We start from the raw sequence: 15,804 nt of genomic DNA, 5'->3' as shown, positions 1-15,804 counted from the left end.
CTCGCAGCGCTTCGATGGGATCGTGTAGCTGACCCATGGTCCGCAAACCGGTCTGCCTCGCGGGTCCCCGGAAAGAAGTGGTCTCCTCGGCCGGGCGGAAGGTAGTTTGGCCCTGGCTCGCTGGCCGCCCGGGTGCCTGCTCCCCGCGTCGACTGAAGAGGCGCCCTCGCCCTAAGGCTCCGTCCACCCGCATGCCCGCCCGTCCCGGCCGGGTGTCGTCAGCTCGCTGGTTCGGGTTGCTCGGGCCGCGCGTCGTAGACGGCGCGGGCGGTGTGGATCAGAGCGACGTGGTCGACGGCCCAGTCCGCGACGGCGGTGGTCAGCCGGCCGGCGGCCTGGCCCAGGTCGGTGAGTGAGTACTCGACGCGTGGGGGCACCGTGGGGTAGACGGTGCGGGTGACCAGGCCGTCGCGTTCCAGGGAGCGCAGGGTCTGGGTGAGCATCTTCTGCGTCACGCCGTCGAGCAGACGGCGCAGTTGGCCGAAGCGCAGTGGAGTCCCTCGCCCACCTCGTGGACCGGGACCTGCTGCGGGTCCGTCTGGAACGCACCCTGCCCCTTGAGCGCGCCGCCGAGGCCCACGCCGCCAGCGAGTCGGGCCGTACCCGCGGCAAGATCGTCCTCAGCGTCACCGCCGACACGTGCGTCGACCCGGGGGCGTGAGCTCCTGGGTCCAGTCCGCCGGGCGAGAACCAACCCGGGGCGGAATCGAACAGGTCCGGCTGGGAGCCTCGACGTCCGTGCTGGTCATGCCGGTCTTGGAGGACCACGGCCAGCGGGCAGTGGGTCGCCTCCGCGAACTCCCTGGTGAGTGACACCGTTCGCGACGCTGTTCGAGGTCAGAGGGCCGGCAGGATGCGCAGCGGGCTCATGGTGCCTGCTCGCGCCATTGCGCGACGCTGCCCTCGACCTCGGCGATGCTGGGGTGGCGCACGGCATCCAGCCCGTCATCGGCGAGAAGGTCGGCGATCAGGGCCGGAGGGCCGAACACCTCGGTCGCGCTCAGGTCCCAGTCGGTCAGGACGAACCAGGAGCCCTCCACGGGCCACCAGTGCGCGGGAAACTGGGTGTGGACGGTTCGGTCGGGCCACGCGCAGGCATCGTGGTGAGCAAGCGCCTCCTCCAGCCGGCCCCGGCGGGCCGGGATGGGGCGGCCCGCGTCCTCGATCCCCGCCTGGGCCCAGTAGCACTCCGTGCGCAGCCCATCAGGGCTGTGCCGGGCGAGGACCTCGACCAGGCGGGCCAGGCTGCCGCGGTCAATCTCGCCCAGGTCCGGGCCCTCTACGTCTTCGGGCAGGTCCAGCCCCTCGAAGACCCGGAACGAGGGGGTGTACTGCCAGTCCTCCAGTCGCTTGCCGGCGTGCGCCAGCACGTCGTCCCACCGGACCCGTTCCCCTCGCACCGTGACGGTGTGCAGAACCCAGCAGCGATCCGGGAACCCCTCCTGGGGCTCGTAGCCCACAATGGCCTCGCCACGTTCCAGAAGTGGTCGGACACCACCCAGCGAATCGTCATCCGGCACAAGCTCCACCGCGAAACCCCTCGACACTGCGATCATGTGTGTGACGTTCTGTGATCAGTCGAGGTTAAACGCTCACGGTGCGGAAGTCCCGCTCGTCGGGGATCTTCGCGGCGCAGCAGCGCTTTCGGTCCTTGGTCCGGGACTTGGACAGGGGTTGGTGGGTTGTGGGTTGTGGGTCGACGGGTGCGGGGTCAGGGGCGGGTTCGTGTGCTGGCGTCGTGCTGTTGGTAGAGGGTGACGAGCAGGCCGTGCACGGGTTCGCCGGGGTCTTCCTCCACTTCGTCGACCAGGCGGGTCAGCGCCTGGGCCAGCTGTGCGGCTTTGGCGGGGCTGAGTCGGAGGTGGCGCAGGGTCAGGGTGTGTTCGAGGGGGGAGCGGTCCGTCTCGGCGGCGACCGCGCCGAGCATCGCGGCTGTGCCTTCGGCCTGTGGCTCGTCGACGAGGAGGCGTTGTGCGGTTCGCCGGTAGTATTTCTCGGTGCCGCCACGGACCTGCCGAGTCCCGGCGTCCTGGACCAGTCCGGCTTCGCACAGCACTCGCAGGTGGTGGGAGACACTGCCCTTGTTCACGCCCAGTTGAGCGGCGAGCCGGCTGATCGTGGAGGGCTGCCCGCTCAGGGCGAAGAGCAGGCGTTGGCGTACGGGGTGGGCGAGCGCGGCGTGCTGCTGGGGTGTGCTGATCTGCTGGACGTCTTCGTCTGGTTGATGGCTCACCGAATCAAGTGTTAAGTGCGGTTGACGCTTTGACAAGTCGCTGGTCTACTCCCTGCCATGACCACCACCACCTCGTCACCCGCGCTGGACAACGCCACCGCCGCTGACACCACTGCCCCCGTTACCGACACCGTCACGGCCGCCGGCCTCACCGCCGTCCCCGTCCCGGACGCTGCCGGCGTCGTCGAGTCGATCGCCGACCTGGTCGCCGGGAACTACGTCTTCCCCGATGTCGCCCGGCAGTTGGCGGCCCTGCTGCGAAGCCGGTGTGCGGAGGGAGCCTACCGGGCCGCGACCGCGGAGGAGTTGGCCGAAGGGGTCACCGCCGACCTGCGGTCCGTCAACGGTGACCAGCACCTGGCTCTGAAGTTCCATGCCGAGCCCGTACCGTCGGAGCGGGGCGCGGCCGTACTCGCCGCGATGCGGCGGCAGTTCGACGAGGGCCTGGGGGGTGTTCCGCGGGTGGAGCTCCTCGATTCCGGAGTCGCGGTCCTGGAGATCGCACCCGCGATGTTCCCCCTGGACTGGGCGGCCGAGCCGCTGGCCGCGGCGCTCTCCCTGGTGGCCCCGGCCCGCGCGCTGATCCTGGACCTGCGTCGCAACGTCGGTGGCGACCCGGACACGGTCGCCTTCGTCTGCGGCTACCTGCTCGACGGCCGCACCCACCTGAACACCATCGTCTCGCGGCAGGGGGAGAAGGCCGAGCAGTCCTGGACGCCCCCGTTCGTCCCGGGCGCCCGCTACGGCGCCACCAAGCCGCTCTACGTGCTCACGAGTGCGAAGACCTTCTCCGCGGGTGAGGAACTCGCCTACGACCTGCAGCAACTCGGGCGCGCCGAGGTCGTCGGGGAGAGCACCCGCGGCGGTGCGCACCCGCGCGAGGGCTGGACGGTGCACCCGCACCTGGAACTCTCCGTCCCCGTCGCCCGCGCGCTCAACCCCGTCTCGGGCACCAACTGGGAGGGCACCGGCGTCCAGCCCGACGTGCCGTGCCGAGCCGAAACCGCACTCGAGCGCGCGTTGGAACTGGCCGTGACGCGCCTGGCGCAGTACGGCTCCTGACACCGCCCCACCACCCCGGACACCGCCACCGGCCGCCACCACCGGACCGGTGGCGAGGCGGCCCGGGTTTTCCGGTCCGGCGTGCGGCTGCGCGGGCGGGCCGGGGCCCGCATCGACGGGAGGCTGACCGGCGGGTGGAGTGTGCTCCTGACACGCTCCACCGGCGGGCCGGGGCTGTCGCCGGCCGGCCCGCCCCATACGCCCCGTCCGCCCCGCGGTCCTGCCCCGGCGGCGGTGGTCCCGTACAGCCTGGCCACGCCGACGTCGACGCCGACGTCGACGCCGACACAGGTACAGGTACAGGCACAGGCACAGGCACAGGCACAGGCACAGGCACCGGTCCGGTAGCGGTCGTGTCGGTTATGGTCGGTTGCGGGGTCAGTGGGGTCAGTGGGGTTGAGGGGTGGCCAGGAGGTCGGTGGCGCGGGGCGTTTGGCGGTAGAGGACGTGTTGTCCGGTGCGGGTGCGGGTGACCAGTGCGGTGCGGTGCAGGATGCCGAGGTGGTAGGAGACGGTGCTGGTGGCGAGGAAGTGCCGTTCGCTGAGTTCCGCGGTGGTGCGGGGGGTGTACAGGTCGGACAGCAGTCGTGTGCGGGTCGCTCCGAGGAGGGCGTGGATGGCCGGTCCGGGGCGGGTGGCCGGTCCGGGGCGGCAGGGGTAGGCGAGCATGGGCTGACGTGTGGCGGGTGCGGGTATCGAGTCGATGACCACGCGTAGGTCCGTGGTGAACACGGAGGGGGTCAGGACCAGGCCGGTGGCGGCGCTGGTCCGGGCGTGGAAGCGGCTGGTCAGACTCAGGTGGTCGTCGTTCCAGAGCATCCTGGGGTGCAGGGTGGCGAGCATGCCGGACAGGCCGTGGCGGGCGGTGGTCTGCGCCCGGTGGGTGATGTCCTCTTCCATACGGGTACGCAGGGCCGTCCAGTGCGGGGCGAGGGCGCGTTCCCACAGCCGGTGCAGTTCCGCCGCCATCCGTTCGGCGAAGTCGTGCTCGCCCCGTTCCAGGGCGTCGCGCAGGGCCACGGGAGTGGCCCGGCCCGCCAGGTGCTCCTCGCTGACCCCTTGGGCCATGACCTGCAGCTCCCAGCGCAGCCGGGCGGGATCCGTGGTGGCGACGGTGTGCAGTTCCTCGTGCAGTCCGGTCTCGGGGGCGTGCGGCTGGGGTGTCAGGAAGTCCGGTACGTAGTCCCACGAGCCGCTGAACAGCGAGCCCAGCAGGACGAGCTTGCGGTCACGGACGGTCTCCTGGATTCTGCCCCGCCAACCGTCGCCGCCCGGGCGCTTGTTGTCGCGCAGGAGGCGCAGCGCGCCGATCCCGGTGCTGAGCGGCGAGATCGCGAACTGGGTGTTCGCGAGTACGGTGCGGTCCATGTCGAGGTGGAGCACGACACCCCCCGGAGGTCGGCTGCCGGCCGCCCGTGCGGTCGGCGTCATGAGTGTTCGAACCTGATCGAATCACTCGAGGGGCGGTCCCGTCAGCCGGTTGCCTTGAGTCAGGAACACACCGAACACCAGGAGACACTGATGATCAGGAAGCGCACCGCTGTCCGCCTCGGCGCTGTCGTCGTCGCCGCCACCGCCGGCTTGGGCCTCAGCGCCGCGACGGCGTCGGCCAGTACCACCTACACGGCCAACGTCCCCGGTTGCGCCGGGGGCATGGTGGTCACGTTCGCCGACGGGCACGACCACGTGCAGGGCTACGCGACCTCCACCACCGGCGACGGCTGCAGCGTGGTGCTCACGCAGTCGAACGGCGGGCGCTCGAGCAACTGGACCAGCATCCCTCACGACACGGCCTGGACGGCGAAGCTCCTGGACGCCGGAATCACCTCGTACGTCGTCGTGTGCAACCTGGACTCCCGCCGGTGCGCCACCAGCGCCTCGTACTGACAGGCGTCGCCGGTTCCGTCCTGGCCCCGCCTCGGGGGACCGGACCATGACGGGACCGGCGGCACGTCCCGGAGCCGAACCGCCCCGGGTACCGCCGCCGAGCCCGGGAGGAGGACGCCGCCCGCGTCCTGACCGACGGCCCCGGCCGACGAGGCCGGACGCCCGGGCAGGCGCGGGTCGGCGGGTGGTTCAGGACCGGCGGCGCAGGCGGCGGGCGAGGAGGACCGCGCCGGTGCCGAGGGCGGCGAGTGCCGCGGCGGTGGCGGCCGTGATGCCGTCGGACTGGGCGCCGGTGGCGGCGAGTTCACCCGTGACGGGGGCGGCCGGGGCGGGGGCGGCCGGGGCGGGGACGGGCGCCGTGTCGGTGGCCGGCTCGGTGTCGGTGGCAGGCTTCGCCTGAGTGCCGGGCTTGGTGCCGGTGCCGGTGCCGGGCTCGGCGCCGGTGGACTTGTCGGCGCTCTTGTCGGCGCTCGTGCCGGTGCTCTTCTCGGTGTTCTTGTCGGTGTTCTTCTCGGGGGCGACGACGTTGACGGTGGTGCCCTGGCCGCAGTTGGTGGTCCCGCGGAACGGGGCTCCTTCGTTGACGAAGACGCACGGGCTGATCTGGGTCGCGCCCGGCGGCGTGGCCGCGTCGTAGGAGACCCGCACCCGGGTCACCGTGGTCTTCCTCGCCGCGATGGAGGAGTCGCGGCCCTGGAGGTAGACGCCGGGCTTGTCGTCCGGGATCTGGTCGGAGACCTTCTGCAGGGTGGTCCACGAGCCGTCGGCCTTGCGGACCTGGACGGTGGCGTGAGGGTCGACGAAGAGCACGTTGCCGAGGTTGACGTACGCGGACGGGGTGGGGTTGGCCAGTACCGCGTCGAACTCGATCGGTTCCCCGCCGGCGACCGCCGTGGCCGGCACGTGGGCGAGTGAGCTGCCGATGGAGTCGACCTTGATCGTCTTGACCTCATCGGCCAGGTTCTCCCCCGATCCCGGCACGGTCAGGCGGGAGTCCAGGGTGATGGAGCGGAAGCCGCCATTGGTCGCTCCGTCGTGCGGCAGGCCCATCGGGGCGCCGATGCGCAGGTCCAGCTTCACGGTCTTGCCGGCCGCGACCGTGATGGCGCCGGTCGCGCCGTCGTAGGTGGCCTCGTAGAGCCCGGCGTGGAAGCCCAGCGGGACGGACTTCCACGCGCCGTCCGCCGGGTCCTTGTAGTCGATCGTGATCGCGTGCGGCGGTGTGCCGGCCTCGGTGGTGGTCTGCAGGAGGAGCGCGAAGGCGGTGTCCTCGGTGCCGGTGTTGGCGAGGGTCTCGGTGAACGCGACCGGCTGCCCGGCGAAGCCGACCGCCGCCGGCGCCTGGACGGTCAGTGTCCCCTTGTGCGTGTCGTGCGGCGCACCCTCGGCGAAGGCCGCCTGCGCCGGCAGCGCGAGCGTGCCGCCGAGCGCGGCGACACCGAGCGCGGCCGCGACGGAGACGGCGTGGCGGGAGCGGGAGCGGCGGATACGGGTGGTGGACATGGTTCCCCCTGGAAGCAACTTTGTTGTGGGCATGACGAACATGGGGTTCGGCTACGCCGGAAGCGGATGAACGATCGAGTGGAAGATCGAGCGGCCGGGGCGGGCCCGTGACCCTGCCGGACCACGGACGCAGAGAGATCGCCCCCGCCTGCGGAAGGTGGCCCCCTTCCGCGCCTCTCACTTGTACAGACGTGCGGCACCCGCCCGGGTTGCAGGCGGGTTCGAAGAATTTTTCCCGGTGGACCCGCCGGCCACCGTCTCGGCCGCCCGGACCTCTCCGCACGGGCTCACCGCCTTGCTGATCCCGACGTCAGGAGCCGAGCGTCCGGACCGGACGTCGCGACGCTGTCGGCTCACTGATCCGCGGTGTTCAGCCGACGGGCCCGATCGTCGCGTGGGGCCCTACCGCCGGTTCGAGCAGCGACAGTGTCCGCTGCTGCGCGTCGAGGCGGACGCGGATGCCGACCGGCATCGGCAGGTTCGGGCCGGCGTGCCCGAACTCGACGTTGCCCAGGACCGGGATGTCCCGGTCGCCGAGGGCGTCGAGGACGATCTCGGGCAGGGTCGGGGACGCGCCGGGCTCGAGTCCGCTGATCTCGCGCGGAACGCCCACGACCATGCCGGAGATCCGGTCGAGGATGCCGCCGTGCCGCAGCACCTGCAGGTAGCTCCACACGTGCGATGCCAGGCCGCCCATCTCCTCCCAGAACAGCACCGCACCGTCGAACCGTTCGAGGGGCAGCGCGAAACGCGTCGCCTGCGCCAGCACGATGCGATTGATCACCCCGCCGATCAGCCGGCCCTCGGCACGGCCAGGACGCCAGCACTCCCACGACGCACTCGCAGGCAGCGCACCGATCGCCTCGGTACCGGTCAGCAGCCTGGAGTACAGCCTCTCGAGTTCCGCCCGGCGCGCCACGGGCGCGCGCTGCCAGTGTCCGCCGAAGCCGGGGACGGCCATGTCGGCGTGGAACCCGACCAGACCGGTGCACGCATAGAGCGCCAGATGCAGCAGCGAGATGTCGCTGTAGCCGAGGATCGGCTTGGGGTCGGCCCTGACCGCCTCGACATCGATCAGGTCGAGGTAGCCGAGCGCCGTCTGACCGCCGTCACTCGCGACGATCGCACGCACCTCAGGATCACGGAGAAGGCCGTTGAACTCCCCGGCGATCTCGGCCGGCGTTGCCGCGCTCCACCAGTGGTGCCGTCCTGCTTGGAGCAGCGGAGCCCGACGCACGCGGAACCCCATCCGCTCGAGCACGACCACCGCCTGCTCGACGTTGGGCTCATGAGCGGCCGGCAGCGGACCGGACAGCGCGGCGATGACAACGAGATCTCCGGGCCTCAGGGCACGCGGTCGAAGCAGTTGCGGCAGTGCGGAACCAGTCATGGCGCCAGTGTCGCCGGTGCCACCGGCAGGGTCACCCGACTTTCGCCGCTCGTCGGCCCCAGAGCCGGGGCAGGGGCCCGCGGCTGTCCGATTGGCCCACGGAACCGGGTGCCCGATTGGATACCCCGCGGGGGCATCGTGCTGGCTAGTGTCGAGGCACGCGCTGCGCCGCCAGGCGCATGCCAAACGGGAGGGAAACAACCATGCGCAAGATCGTCATCGGGCTGGCCGCCACCGGCCTGCTCCTCGCCGGCACCGTCGCCACCGCCGGCACCGCCAACGCCGCGGGGTCTCGCTGCGGTGAGTGGAGCACCAGCGAGCCGCTGCTGAAGGTCGGTGCCACCGGCGATGCCGTACGGGAGCTTCAGTGCGAGCTGAACTACTCGATCAACCCCGACAAGCACGCCAAGATCACCGTCGACGGGGTGTTCGGCCAGGACACCCTCAACTCCGTCTACTTCTTCCAGAAGTGCATGGGATACCTCCAGGTGGACGGCCAGGTCGGCTCGCAGACCTGGGGGGCGCTGGACTGGTGGAGCTCTGTGAACGCCTACCCCAACTGCTGAGGTAGCCGGTAGGGACAGCGTCAGGGGCAGGGCATCCGCTGATGCCCTGCCCCCGACGCCGTTGGGGTCGGTGTCGGCCCTCGACGGGAAGTGAGCCCGCGCGGGCGGCGGCGACGAAGGCCCGCCAGGAGGCGGCGGTGTTCGGTTTCGCAGACCGCTGCACGACGGGCGACGCCAGCGGAAACGGATACCCTCCGGCGAGAACGGGTGGCTGCCGGGAGTGGACGTGAACATCGAGGGGATGCTGGACCGGCTCGGTGCGGTGATCGGGCCGCCGCCTGTGGGCGGGGTGGTCCCGGTCCCGTGGGAGCTGGGGCCCGAGACGCTCGGTTTCCAACTACCTGCGGACTACCGGGCGTTCGCCGACCGGTACGGGATGGTCAGCATCAGCGACGAGCTGCACCTCTACACACCATCGGCAGCGCCCAGTCCCGAGACCGGGCAGCCGCTCGGCTTCGAGGGATTCCTGTACAACGAGATCGCGCTCGCCGTCGCGGGTTCGGGCACCGTGGGTCAGTCCGTTGCGGATCAACCGTTCGGCCGCGAGGCGAGCGAACTGGCCGGCCCAGGCGTGGTGCTCCCGTAGGTGGCCTTCGGCCAGCACCACCTCCCGGGCGCGGCTGCGGCCGACCCGGCTGAGCCGGCTCGCTTCGGTCGCCGGCCGGTCACGCAGCGCGGCCGGGTGGAGCTCGGCCTCCCTCGCCCGGCCTGGTGCTCGTGCGTGGCGGTGCCCGCCGTCCGCTGCCGGACGCGGGTTTGTCCGGCTGCTGGGGAACCCCCGTCCGCGTGGCGCGTGGACCCCCTGGTGTCAGCTGCCCCGTCTCACATGGTTTTGACCGTCCGTCAAGTGATCCTGACTGGTTGCCTGGCGCCCCGCGCTCGGCGCCGCCCAGGCGTCGGGATAATGATCTTGATTGGTCGGTGGTGCTGAGCGAGGGGTGGGCGGGTGCGGATCAACGTTCTGGGGGCGCTACAGGTCGTCCGGGGTGAGGACGGGACGGCCCTCGAGATCGGCGGAGCGCGGCTTCGGCTGCTGCTGCTCCGGCTGACGCTCGATCCAGGGCGCGTGGTCACCCGGGAGCGTCTGGTGGACGACCTCTGGGGGGACGCCCCGCCGGAGGAGCCGGCCGGTGCCCTGCAGTCCCTGGTCTCCCGGCTCCGTCGGGTGTTGGGGACCGATCGGTCCGTGGTCGGCTCGCACCCCGCCGGGTACCTGCTCGACCTGCCCCGGGCGAGCGTGGACGCCTGGGACTTCGAGCAGCGGGTGGCGGCGGGGCGGGCTGCGCTGGCGGCGGGCGGGTTCACCGAGGCGATCGCGCTGTTGGGCGGGGCGCTGGAACTGTGGCGCGGGGCACCGTTCGCGGACGGCGAGGGCGCCGGGTTCACCGCGGCGCCGGCGGCCCGGCTGGCGGAGCTGCGGCTGTCGGCGGTCGAGGACCGGGCCGACGCCCTGCTCGCCCTTGGCGAGGTCGGCACGCTGCCGCGGCTGGTCGCCGAGCTCACCGGGCTCTGCGTCACCCACCCGCTGCGCGAGCGGGCCGCCGTCAGGCTGATGCGCGCGCTCCACGCGGACGGACAGCAGGCCGCGGCGCTGGAGGTGTTCGAACGGACCCGGCGGGCGCTGGCCGAGGAGCTGGGCGCCGACCCGTCCGCCGAACTGCGGGATGCTCACCTGCGGGTACTGTCCGGCGCACAGTCGCCTCCGCCGAGGCCGGCCCCCGTTTCCACCGGGAACCCCGTCGGCCGTGCGGCACTGCCGACCTGGCTCACCGCTCTGATCGGCCGCGACGAGGCACTGACGGCGGTCCGGGAGCGCCTGCGTTGCTCCCGCCTGGTCACCCTGACCGGGCCGGGCGGTGTCGGCAAGACCCGGCTGGCGGTCGCGGCCGTGGCGACCGCGCCGCCCGCGACGGACGTCCGGCTCGCCGAACTCGCGGGTGCCGACGGCCCGGACGCGGTGGCCCGGGTCGTGCTGGCAGCCGTCTGTCGACCGGCGGAGGCCGGGGTGCTGGCGGGCGGCCTGCCCGCCGGCGATCAGTCCGGGGACCCCGTCGAGCGGATCGTCCGGGCCCTGGAGGGGCGTGACGTCCTGCTCGTCCTGGACAACTGCGAGCACCTGATCGAGGATGCGGCCCTGCTGGCGCACCGCCTGCTGGCCGCCGCGCCCCGGCTCAGCGTGCTGGCCACCAGCCGCGAACCGCTCGGTGTCCCAGGCGAGGTGCTCTGGCCGGTGGCGCCGCTCGCCGTACCCGCACCCGGCTCCACCGCACAGGAGGCGCTCGCACACCCGGCCGTCGCCCTCTTCGTCGAGCGGGCCGCCGCGGCCCGTCCCGGATTCGCCCTGGACCACGACACCGTCGAGCCGGTCGTCCGGATCTGCCGGGAGCTGGACGGCCTGCCGCTGGCCCTCGAACTGGCGGCGGCCCGGCTGCGCGCCCTGAACCCCGGTCAGGTCGCGGCGCGGCTGCACGACCGGCTCCGGCTGCTGGACCGGGGCTCCCGCACCGGCCCCGACCGGCACCGCACGCTGCGCGCCGTCGTCGACTGGAGCTGGGAGCTGCTGGACGAGGACGAGCGCGTCCTGCTGCGACGGCTCTCGGTGTTCGCCGGCGGGGCGACGCTCCCCGACGCGCACCTGGTCTGCGCCGGCGACTGGCCGCACGGGCCGGCGCCCGACCCGACGGCCGTCGAGGACCTGCTGTCCTCCCTGGTCGACAAGTCCCTGGTCGACAGATCCCTGGTCGACAGGTCCCTGACCGACATGTCCCTGGTCGCGGCCGTCGACCGGGAGCCGGGGCTGGTGCGGTACCGGCTGCTGGAGACGGTCCGCGCGTACGCCGCAGAACGGCTCGTCGAGGCCGGCGAGGACGGCCCGACCGGCGCCGCCCACCTGCGCCGTTTCGTCGAGCTCGCCGAGAACGCCGAACCCCTGCTCCGGACGGACCGTCAGATCTCCCTGATGGCCCGGCTCGACGCGGAACAGGGCAACCTGGACGCGGCGCTGCGCCGGGCGGTCGCTGTCGGCCCGCCGGAACACGCCCTGCGGCTGACGGCCGCCCGGGCCTGGCCCTGGCTGATGCGCGGTCAGGGCCGTGAGGCCGGTGCGTGGACGTCCGCCGTCTTCGCTGCGCACGGCTTCGGCGCGCCGCCCGGTCTGGAGCAGGCACACGCCCTGTGCGTGATCCTGGCGCAGCTCACCTCCCCGTTCCGGGAGCCCGGCGACACCGTGATCCCGCCGGAGGCGATGGGCGGGGCGTTGGTCGCGGCGCAGCGGGCCGAGCACCCCGTCGCCCTGGCCGCCGCACTGCTGCTCGCCATGGCGGGGCCGCCGGACGCAGTGGGCGCCACGGCGCAGCGGTACGGCGAGCACCCGGACCGGTGGATACGCGCCGCCGCCCATCTGGTGCTGGGCCGGATCGAGTTGGGCGCGGGCCGGATCGGGCGCGCCGAGCACTGTCTGCGGACCGCCGTGGACGGATTCCGTGTCCTGGGCGACCGCTGGGGCCTGGCCCTGGCGCTGGTCACTCTGGCCGCGCTGCTGTCGGTCACCGGCGCGGCCGAGGAGGCGCTCGCGGCGCTGGCGGAGGCCGGTGAACGGGATGCCGAGATGGGGGGTTCCGGCGAGGCGCCGCTGTCGCTGCTGCTGTCGGGCCGGCTGCGGGCGCGCTGCGGCGAACCGGCCGCAGCCCGAGTGGACCTGGAGCGCGCGCTGGCCGCCGCCGAACGTGACCGGGACCGGCATCTGCAGGCCGCCGTCGGCTACGCGCTCGGTGAACTCGCCCGGCGCACCGGCGACTTGGCGACGGCGCTGGACCGCCAGCAGGAGACACTGCGGCGGCTGGAGCGGCTGCCCGCGACCGGCCCCGGTGCCCCGGCGCGGCTGCACCTGCTGGCCCTGCTGCACACCGGCCTGGCCCGGACCGAGCAGCGGCGCGGCGCGCCGGACGCGGCCGACCCGCTGCACCGCCGTGCCCTGGAACTTGCCGCGGACAGCGGCGACCAGCCGGTGCGGGCGGACGTCCTGGAGGGGTACGCCGAGTACTGCCTCGCGCTCGGCCAGGCGGCGCGCGGTGCGGCGGCTCTGGGCGCGGCGTACGGCCTGCGCGGGGCCCATGACGTGGGCGACCCGGAACTGCGGGCCATCCTGGACGGCTGCGCCGAGGCCCTCGGCGAGTCCGGTTTCCGGGCCGCCTGGGAATGCGGCCGGGCGTTGTCGCGACCGGAGTCGCTACTCCTGGAGGCCGGCTGACCGGCTCTCCGGAGCGCGTCCGGCGCGCCACCCTGGGTGGGTGGCGCGACAGGGCGGATGTGCGATCAGCCGCTGAACGGCGGCTGGGTGGGTGCGCAGACCGTGCCGGAGGCGGGGAGGGCGCCGTCGATCAGGTAGCGGGTCTCGTGCCGGGCGGCGCAGTCGCTGGGGTTGGCCAGCACGGTGTGGCCGTAGCCGTCGACGGTCAGCAGCTGCGCGCGGGCGAGCGAGCGGGCCATCGCGTGGGACCCTTCGTACGGCATGGCCGGGTCGCCGGTGTTGGCGACCACCAGGATCGGCCGGGCGGTCGGGTGGTTCCAGGGGCCGTCGTAGCGGTCGCGGTCCCGGGCGGGCCAGTCGGCGCAGCGCTCGTCGGTCCAGGCGAAGTACGGGCCGGCCTCGCCGGAGCGGGCCCGGGCGTACGCGGCCAGGGCCGGGTAGTCGGCCCGGGCGGGCGGGTAGGCACTGTCCGAACAGGCCACCGCGAGCGCCTGGTCCGGCGACCGGTGGAGGACGGGCGGCAGCGGGGTGCCCGGCGGGGCCGGGGCCTCGGTGGCGGCCCACAGCGCCTGGAGGGTTGCGCCGAGCCGGGTCCAGCCCGTGCCGGGCAGGTTCGGGACGGGGTTGGCGGCGTAGAGCGAGAGGATCGTCGCCTCCACGGCCGAGCCGGCGGTGAAGGTCACGCCGCCGACCGCGACCGGCCGGGTGCGCAGCCGCTGGAGCAGCTCGCCGTACCTGGCCCGGGTGGCGGCAGCCGTTCCGGCGGAGAAGGAGCAGGTCCGGGGGCCGGCCTGGCCGCACCGGTCGAGGAAGGCGTCGAGGACGCGGTCGGCGGCCACGTCGCTGCCGTTGCGCAGCAGGGGGCCCGTGGTGGTGGCCTGGTTTCCGTGGCCGGTCGACCAGGCCACCGGGTCCGGGGCGCTGTCGAGGACCATGGCGCGAACCCGGCCGGGGAACAGGTTGGCGTAGGTGGCGCCGAGGTAGCTGCCGTACGAGGTGCCCAGGTAGGTGAGCTGCCGGTCGCCGACCGCCCGGCGGAGCAGGTCCATGTCGCGGGCCACGTTGGCGGTGGAGATGTGCGCCAGCAGGGCGGGGTTGCGGGCCGCGCACTGCCGGGCGAGGCGCTGGTAGGCGTCGGCCCAGGCGTTCTGTTGGTCCGCGCCCTCGGGGTAGCCGGCGGCCGTGCCGGCCAGCAGGGCCTGCTCGTCGGCCGGGTCGTCGAAGCACTGGACGGGTGCGCCGCCGCCGGTGCCGCGCGGGTCGAAGCTGACGATGTCGAAGCGCTTGAGCACCTCCTCGGGGAACTGGCCGAGCATCAGGGGCAGAGCCACGGTGCCGGCCACGGCAGGGCCTCCCGGGTTGTAGAACAGCGAGCCGATCCGATGGGCCGGGTCGCCAGCCGGGTGCCGGATGACGGCGAGGTCGATCCCGGCGCCGCGCGGATCGTGGTGGTCGAGCGGGACGCGGGCGGTCGCGCACTCGAAGCCGTCCGCGCACGTCGCCCAGGCGAGTCGCGGTACCGGGGCGGTGTCCGGCGCGGCCACGGCGGTCCCTGGACACACCGCGGCCAGGAGCGCGGCCGCGGCGGCTCCCGCGCCGAGCCGCCACGAGGCCACCGACCGTCGGACTGCAGCACGGGAAGTCTTGGGCCGGCGTGGGCCTGCCGCGGGGCTGGTGGGAGGGGAGGTGCGAGTCACGTGAGTGCCCTTTCGTCAACGGGCCGGACAGTCGCGCGCTCCTGTGTCGCGGCGTACCGCCCGGCACATCCGACAGTTCCGCACCTCACTGGCAGAGCGCTGGCATCCCGCTGGCAGCGGCTCGGGCACCGTCCGCCAGGGCGGTGGCAGGGCGGGGCAGGGCGGTGGCCACCGCCTACGCCCTGGCAGCCGCGCTGCCCCCACCCGGAGACCCCCGGCCGCCCTGCCTGCCCTCCTCACTCGCGAGGACGACCCTGTGACACGTGCCTGCCTGGTTCTGGCGATCGGCCAACTCGCCTGGGAAGAAGGCAATCCGGCAGCCTCCACCAGTGGCCGGTGGTTCGGCGGCTATTGCCGGCCCAGGGGTGGCTGCCCCTGCCGAGTCGTTGAGCCGCTGGTTTGGCGCAGTCCGAGCCGCACCGCGCGTTCGACCGGTGTGTACGCGCCATCGGTGCGGTCGAGGTCGAGCGGGGCGGCCGAGTACAGCGGAGGCTGAGCGAGGAACCTCGCCTGGGTGCCGCGGTTGGGCTGGGCGGCGTGGATCAGGAACGGGTGGCAGAGGTAGACGTCTCCGGCTCGCCCGGTGGCGAGCGCCGGCGGGCGGTCAGGGGCATCAAGCTTGCCCGCGGTGTCCATGGTCCGGCAGAGCTCCATCCCGTCGATACCGCGTTCGCCCACCGGCTCCAGGAAGGCGGGAACGTCCAGGTGCGAGCCGACCTTGATCCGGGTCGGCCCGTGGTCGGCGTCGACGTCCGAGAACAGGAACAGCATCAGCAACGCCCGCTCACGGGAGCGGAGGTTGAGCCAGTAGCCGGTCTCCCCCTCTGGCGTGTAACTGGCATCCATGTGCCACCCGGTGTCGCCGGGATCGTCAGGGTGCGGAAAGCGAATGGGAAAAGTGCCCAGGCCGATACGCGGCAACCAGCGGCCCGGGCCGACCAGTTGGTCGAACGCACCGTGCAGGCGCTCGGTGGTCGCGGCGCGCTGGAACGGCGCCTGCGCGTATCCCCACAGCCTGACCACCGGTTGGGTCCAGGTGGCGGGATCGTCCGGATCAAGACCGGTCTCGCGCCACAGGAACGCCCGGCACTCATCGGCCAGCGACCGGGAGAATGCCTCTTCGAGGTGGATGAAGCCATCGGAAACGAATCGGTCGATCTGATCCGACGTCAGAACATCTCGCATGCTGCTACTTTCCATCGCAGTCGGTGGACGGC

The 15,804-nt window shown here is 73.0% G+C and carries 14 protein-coding genes; 6 read left to right on the top strand and 8 right to left on the bottom strand.

Annotated elements, in window-relative coordinates; all coding sequences use genetic code 11:
• Window positions 1-218: 218 nt before the first annotated feature.
• Window positions 219-455 carry a winged helix-turn-helix transcriptional regulator gene (locus ACZ52R_RS33990; RefSeq protein WP_465623876.1) on the bottom strand — a complete coding sequence of 79 codons (237 nt, stop codon included), beginning with the start codon at window positions 453-455 and terminating at the stop codon, window positions 219-221.
• A gap of 35 nt (window positions 456-490) precedes the next feature.
• Between ACZ52R_RS33990 and ACZ52R_RS33985 the strand changes: the two genes are divergently transcribed.
• Window positions 491-661 carry a zinc-binding dehydrogenase gene (locus ACZ52R_RS33985; protein WP_465623875.1) on the top strand — a complete coding sequence of 57 codons (171 nt, stop codon included), beginning with the start codon at window positions 491-493 and terminating at the stop codon, window positions 659-661.
• 205 nt (window positions 662-866) lie between these two features.
• On the opposite strand, the gene ACZ52R_RS33980 is transcribed toward ACZ52R_RS33985, so the two are convergent.
• Together ACZ52R_RS33980 and ACZ52R_RS33975 are read right to left on the bottom strand one after the other, a co-directional pair.
• The gene (locus ACZ52R_RS33980) at window positions 867-1,556 is read right to left on the bottom strand and encodes a hypothetical protein (protein WP_465664573.1); all 690 of its coding nucleotides are present in this window, start codon (window positions 1,554-1,556) and stop codon (window positions 867-869) included.
• 155 nt (window positions 1,557-1,711) lie between these two features.
• On the bottom strand, window positions 1,712-2,233 hold the full coding sequence (locus ACZ52R_RS33975) for an ArsR/SmtB family transcription factor (protein WP_465623872.1): 522 nt from the start codon (window positions 2,231-2,233) through the stop codon (window positions 1,712-1,714).
• A 57-nt stretch (window positions 2,234-2,290) separates the two neighbouring features.
• Here ACZ52R_RS33975 and ACZ52R_RS33970 point away from each other — a divergent pair, with 57 nt between their 5' ends.
• Window positions 2,291-3,295, top strand: a complete 1,005-nt coding sequence (locus ACZ52R_RS33970; RefSeq protein ID WP_465754749.1) for a S41 family peptidase — start codon at window positions 2,291-2,293, stop codon at window positions 3,293-3,295.
• Between the two features lie 387 nt (window positions 3,296-3,682).
• Here ACZ52R_RS33970 and ACZ52R_RS33965 read toward each other — a convergent pair whose 3' ends face one another.
• The gene (locus tag ACZ52R_RS33965; protein ID WP_465754748.1) at window positions 3,683-4,726 is read right to left on the bottom strand and encodes an ArsR/SmtB family transcription factor; all 1,044 of its coding nucleotides are present in this window, start codon (window positions 4,724-4,726) and stop codon (window positions 3,683-3,685) included.
• A 90-nt stretch (window positions 4,727-4,816) separates the two neighbouring features.
• Here ACZ52R_RS33965 and ACZ52R_RS33960 point away from each other — a divergent pair, with 90 nt between their 5' ends.
• Window positions 4,817-5,182, top strand: a complete 366-nt coding sequence (locus tag ACZ52R_RS33960) for a hypothetical protein (RefSeq protein ID WP_360502624.1) — start codon at window positions 4,817-4,819, stop codon at window positions 5,180-5,182.
• Between the two features lie 189 nt (window positions 5,183-5,371).
• Here ACZ52R_RS33960 and ACZ52R_RS33955 read toward each other — a convergent pair whose 3' ends face one another.
• On the bottom strand, window positions 5,372-6,685 hold the full coding sequence (locus ACZ52R_RS33955) for a hypothetical protein (protein WP_465754747.1): 1,314 nt from the start codon (window positions 6,683-6,685) through the stop codon (window positions 5,372-5,374).
• A 370-nt stretch (window positions 6,686-7,055) separates the two neighbouring features.
• Window positions 7,056-8,075, bottom strand: coding sequence for a S66 peptidase family protein (locus ACZ52R_RS33950; protein ID WP_465623866.1), 1,020 nt, complete (start codon window positions 8,073-8,075; stop codon window positions 7,056-7,058).
• Between the two features lie 203 nt (window positions 8,076-8,278).
• Here ACZ52R_RS33950 and ACZ52R_RS33945 point away from each other — a divergent pair, with 203 nt between their 5' ends.
• The 3 genes from ACZ52R_RS33945 to ACZ52R_RS33935 all read left to right on the top strand — a co-directional run bounded on the left by ACZ52R_RS33945 (window position 8,279) and on the right by ACZ52R_RS33935 (window position 12,890).
• The gene (locus ACZ52R_RS33945) at window positions 8,279-8,641 is read left to right on the top strand and encodes a peptidoglycan-binding domain-containing protein (protein ID WP_465623865.1); all 363 of its coding nucleotides are present in this window, start codon (window positions 8,279-8,281) and stop codon (window positions 8,639-8,641) included.
• A 226-nt stretch (window positions 8,642-8,867) separates the two neighbouring features.
• Window positions 8,868-9,227, top strand: a complete 360-nt coding sequence (locus tag ACZ52R_RS33940) for a hypothetical protein (RefSeq protein WP_465664569.1) — start codon at window positions 8,868-8,870, stop codon at window positions 9,225-9,227.
• A 360-nt stretch (window positions 9,228-9,587) separates the two neighbouring features.
• Window positions 9,588-12,890, top strand: a complete 3,303-nt coding sequence (locus tag ACZ52R_RS33935; RefSeq protein ID WP_465665647.1) for an AfsR/SARP family transcriptional regulator — start codon at window positions 9,588-9,590, stop codon at window positions 12,888-12,890.
• Between the two features lie 65 nt (window positions 12,891-12,955).
• Here ACZ52R_RS33935 and ACZ52R_RS33930 read toward each other — a convergent pair whose 3' ends face one another.
• Window positions 12,956-14,434, bottom strand: coding sequence for an alpha/beta hydrolase (locus ACZ52R_RS33930; protein ID WP_465754746.1), 1,479 nt, complete (start codon window positions 14,432-14,434; stop codon window positions 12,956-12,958).
• Between the two features lie 501 nt (window positions 14,435-14,935).
• Entirely contained in the window at window positions 14,936-15,772 is an 837-nt protein-coding gene (locus ACZ52R_RS33925; protein WP_465754745.1) for a phytanoyl-CoA dioxygenase family protein, read from the bottom strand.
• Between the last annotated feature and the right edge of the window lie 32 nt (window positions 15,773-15,804).

The organism is Kitasatospora sp. NPDC034023 (genome assembly GCF_055575795.1).
This window is presented reverse-complemented; position numbering and strand designations above follow the sequence as displayed.

Bases quoted from the DNA above. Each gene is read 5' to 3' on its own strand.
- ACZ52R_RS33955 (WP_465754747.1), bottom strand. From the start codon at position 6,685: ATGTCCACCACCCGTATCCGCCGCTCCCGCTCCCGCCACGCCGTCTCC.
- ACZ52R_RS33950 (WP_465623866.1), bottom strand. From the start codon at position 8,075: ATGACTGGTTCCGCACTGCCGCAACTGCTTCGACCGCGTGCCCTGAGG.
- ACZ52R_RS33925 (WP_465754745.1), bottom strand. From the start codon at position 15,772: ATGCGAGATGTTCTGACGTCGGATCAGATCGACCGATTCGTTTCCGAT.
- ACZ52R_RS33970 (WP_465754749.1), top strand. From the start codon at position 2,291: ATGACCACCACCACCTCGTCACCCGCGCTGGACAACGCCACCGCCGCT.
- ACZ52R_RS33980 (WP_465664573.1), bottom strand. From the start codon at position 1,556: ATGATCGCAGTGTCGAGGGGTTTCGCGGTGGAGCTTGTGCCGGATGAC.
- ACZ52R_RS33960 (WP_360502624.1), top strand. From the start codon at position 4,817: ATGATCAGGAAGCGCACCGCTGTCCGCCTCGGCGCTGTCGTCGTCGCC.
- ACZ52R_RS33965 (WP_465754748.1), bottom strand. From the start codon at position 4,726: ATGACGCCGACCGCACGGGCGGCCGGCAGCCGACCTCCGGGGGGTGTC.
- ACZ52R_RS33945 (WP_465623865.1), top strand. From the start codon at position 8,279: ATGCGCAAGATCGTCATCGGGCTGGCCGCCACCGGCCTGCTCCTCGCC.